The following is a 3,838-nucleotide window of genomic DNA, read 5'->3' as shown; positions in this document are numbered from 1 at the left end:
GGCCTCACGGGCGAACGCGGGCGCGGTCGGCCACAGGCGGAGCGACTCGTCGAGCACCCGGCGCACATGGCGCAGCTTCGCCACCTGCTCATAGCCCGGACGCCCGGTGTCACCCCAGACCCGGTCCACCTCGGCCCGCGCCCTCGCCGCGATGTCCGGGTGCCGGGCGAGGTAGTACAGGGCGAAGGAGAGCGCGCCCGAGGTGGTCTCGTGCCCGGCGATCAGGAAGGTGATGACCTGCCGCCGGACGTTCTGCGCGGACAGCTTCTCGCCGGTCGAGGGATGCTCCGTGGCCAGCATCCGGTCCAGCAGATCCCCGTCACCGCCGCCCGACCCGCGCCGCTCCTCGACCAGGGCGTCGACCGTGCGGTTCAGATACGCCATGTCGGCCGCGTTGCGCCGGGCCGCGCCGCGCAGCAGCAGCGGGGCCAGCGGGCCGGGCACGGCGTTGAGCCGCTGGGCGTAGGTCAGCGTGCCGATCATCGCCGAGACGAAGGGATGCGGCCGGTCCCGCTCGAAGGAGCCGAAGTCGTGCCCGAACCCCGTCCGCGCGATCGTTTCCAGGGTCAGCTTGGTCATGTCCCCGGGCACGTCCACCGGGCGCCCCGCGGCCAGTTCCCGGTCCCAGCGGTCGGTCAGCCGCCCGGCGACCGCCAGCATCATCCCGTGGTAGCCCTCCATCGCGTCCCGGCTGAACCCGGGCACCAGGACGTCGTGCGCCAGCTGCCAGTTGGGCTCGTGGTTGTACGCGGTGAACAGCCCGTCCCCGGCGATCGGCCGGAGGTTGGCCACGCCCAGCCCGACATGCTTGGCGAACCGGGACTCGTCGGCGAGATCGGCGGCCGGCCCCGCCCCCCACACCAGCACGATCTCCTTGTTGAAGATCCGGCGCCGGAAGACGGGTCCCAGCTCGCGCGCGAGGCGCATCGAGTCCTGGACGGGCTTGCGCCGGTCGACGCCCACCACATCGCCGAGCAGCGGCAGCCGGCGCGGCGGATGCGGGACGCGGTCCAGTTCGGGCCACCCCAGCTCGGCACTACGGAAGCCCTTCGGCAGCCGTGGATCCCCGGTCGTAGCCGTGGTCCGCGCGCTCTCCGTCGTCTGCGCCATGACGCCGATCTCCCTTGACCCGGCGGGCCGTCGAGCCCCCGGCGCACGCCTGTTGTACGTGGATTCAACAACGGCTTCAGTCTGGTCCGCTTGTTGAACCGACGTCAAGTAAAGTGACGCCATGCCCGCGAACCAGGGGGAGCGCGCCCGGCGCCGCCTCAGCACCGGCGAACGCCGTGAGCAGCTGCTGACGGTCGGCGCGCGACTGTTCTCGGAGAGCCCGTACGACGAGGTGTGGATCGAGCAGGTCGCCGATCTCGCCGGGGTGTCCCGGGGGCTGCTGTACCACTACTTCCCGACCAAGCGGGACTTCTTCGCGGCGGTCGTGGAGCGCGAGAGCGAGCGGATGCTGCGCATGACGGCGGCCGAGCCGGGCGTGCCGGCGCGCGAGCAGCTGACCGCGGGGCTCGACACCTACCTCGGCTACGTCGAGGCCCACGCCCATGGCTTCCGCGCCTTCCACCGTGCCGACGCCGCGGGCGACCAGGCGGTGCGCCGGGTCTATCGACGGGCCCTGGCCGCACAGGAGAAGCAGATCCTCGCCGCCCTCGCGGCCGACCCCGAGTTCGGGCCGGTCTTCGAGGGTGCCCCGCAGCTGCGCCTCGCCGTGCGCGGCTGGCTCGCCTTCACCACCGCCGTCTGTCTGGAGTGGCTGCGCGAGGGCGAGTTGAGCCGGGACCAGGTGCGCGACCTGTGCGCACGCGCGCTGCTCGGCGCCATCGCCTGAGACCCGGACGAGTGGCCTGACTCCGATCGAGCCACCTGTCACCCATATGACGGAAGACCTGGAGCCGGGCCTCGGGGCTGACCTGCTCCTCCAGCGCCTGCTCTCCCTGCTCCTTTCTCGCCGCCGCCAGAGATCCGAACGTCGGGTGAGAGTCGGGGTGCCTGGTTGGCGCGCGCCGCGATCTCCGCTAGGTTAGGCAAGGCTTACCTAAGGAGGTCTCGGGATGGGTGACACCCAGGCATGGACGGCCGCCCCCGGCGCGGCGGAACAGGCGCGCTCGGTGCTCGCCGCCGCGTGGTCGTGCGCGGTGACCGCGGGCGGCGCCCGCGAGGAGTACGTCGGCGCGCACACCGTGACCGACGAGGGCGCGGTGCTGCTGACCGTGCCCGAGGACAGCGCCCTGCACGGAGCGGCCCTGTGCCTCCCGCGCCAGGACTCCCGCGCGGTACTGGAGTTCGCCGACGTGGCCCCCGTGGCCGTGCGCGACCGGATCCGCGCCCGGCTCTGGCTGGCCGGCCGCCTCACCCCGGCCGACGGCGCCCTGAACTTCCACCCCGCCCGGGTGGTGCTGCGGCGCTCCTGCGGCGCCGTACTCGTCGACCCGGACGAGTTCGCCACCGCCCGCCCCGACCCGCTGGCCGTCGCCGAGGCGGGGCTGCTCACCCATCTCGCCGAGGCCCACCCGGACGCCGTGGAGCGGCTCACCCGGCTGGTGCGGCCGGAGAGCCTGCACGCCGCGATCCGGGTACTGCCGCTCGCCGTCGACCGGCACGGACTGACCCTGCGCATCGAACGCACCCGCGCCCACGGCGACGTACGCCTGCCCTTCCACACCCCCGCCGACGACCTCGGCCAGCTCACCGAGCGGGTGCACGCCCTGCTGGCGCAGGCGAGCGCCGCCGGCTGCCCCCGGACGCTACAGCGGCAGCGCGCAGACGGCGACGGGTGACGCGAACGGCTCGCCCGCGGACCGCAGTTCACCGCGGTCGGCGTCCACATGGAAGACGGTGACGGTGCCGGAGCGCTGGTTCGCCGCGAACAGCAGCCGGCCGTCCGGGGAGAGGGCGATCTGCCGGGGGAAGTCACCGCCCACCGGCACCGTGCCGAGCAGCCGCAGCCGGGCCCCGTCGGCCTCGACGGCGAACCTGGCCAGGCTGTTGTGACCGCGATTGGCGAGGAAGGCGTACCGGCCGTCCGCCGTGACCAGCAGCTGCGCCGGGTAGTTGGTGACATCCCCGGTGGCGCCCGTGGACTGCGGCTCGCCGATGGCCAGCCGGCCGGTGGCGGGGTCGTACGCGCAGACCACGACCGTGTCGTCCACCTCGTTGGCCAGATAGGCGTGCCGCCCGCCCGGATGGAAGGTCAGATGACGCGGCCCCGCGCCCGGCCGGGTGTGCGCCTGGCTCACCTCGGTGAGCGTGCCCTTCGCGCTGTCGAGGCGGTACGTGTAGACGGTGTCGGTGCCGAGGTCCACCGCGAGCAGATGGCGGCCGTCGGGACCGGTGCGGAACTGGTGCGCGTGCGGCCCCTCCTGGCCCGGGCCGGGCTTCGGCGAGGTGTGCGTGACCAGGTCGGTGCGCTCGCCGAGAGCGCCCGAGCCGTCGATCGGATGCACGGCGACACTGCCCGAGGTGTAGTTGGCGCTGAGCAGCCACCGCCCGGACGGGTGCACCGACAGATGACAGGGGCCCGCGCCGCCGGTGCTCCGCGTGCCGAGGACCTGCCGGTCGGCGAGCCGTACGGCCGTCACCCCGCCGTCCTGGCGCTCGTCCACGGCGTACAGGGTCCGGCCGTCCGGGTGGACGGCGAGATACGACGGGTCGGGCACCCCGGCGAGCGTCCCGGACCCGGTGATCAGGCCCGACTCCGGATCGTACGAGGCGAGCCCGATGCCGGTGCCGCCGCCCGGTACGGAGGTGTACGTGCCCACGTACAGCGGGCGGGGCCCGTCCTCGCGGTCGGCGGGCCGGCGTCCCGGGGCGCCGGCCCGCCGACCGCGAG

Annotated in this window: 4 protein-coding genes; 2 read left to right on the top strand and 2 right to left on the bottom strand. The window is 73.9% G+C overall.

Annotated elements, in window-relative coordinates:
* Positions 1-1,110: cytochrome P450 (locus tag CCN72_RS34610; protein ID WP_086812299.1), on the bottom strand; the 1,110-nt coding region annotated here is incomplete at its 3' end.
* A 121-nt stretch (positions 1,111-1,231) separates the two neighbouring features.
* On the opposite strand from CCN72_RS34610, the gene CCN72_RS34605 reads away from it, so the two are divergent.
* On the top strand, positions 1,232-1,837 hold the full coding sequence (locus CCN72_RS34605; protein WP_086812297.1) for a TetR/AcrR family transcriptional regulator: 606 nt from the start codon (positions 1,232-1,234) through the stop codon (positions 1,835-1,837).
* 223 nt (positions 1,838-2,060) lie between these two features.
* Entirely contained in the window at positions 2,061-2,786 is a 726-nt protein-coding gene (locus CCN72_RS34600) for a DUF2470 domain-containing protein (protein WP_085568041.1), read from the top strand.
* Here CCN72_RS34600 and CCN72_RS34595 read toward each other — a convergent pair.
* The coding region (locus CCN72_RS34595; protein ID WP_107430247.1) for a lactonase family protein at positions 2,754-3,838 on the bottom strand (1,085 nt) is incomplete at its 5' end. The two genes, CCN72_RS34600 and CCN72_RS34595, sit on opposite strands and share 33 nt — an antisense overlap.

Source organism: Streptomyces murinus (genome assembly GCF_002154555.1).
Lineage (GTDB): Bacteria > Actinomycetota > Actinomycetes > Streptomycetales > Streptomycetaceae > Streptomyces > Streptomyces murinus.
Note: the sequence above shows the minus strand (reverse complement) of the source record. Positions and strands in the feature narration are given on the sequence as shown.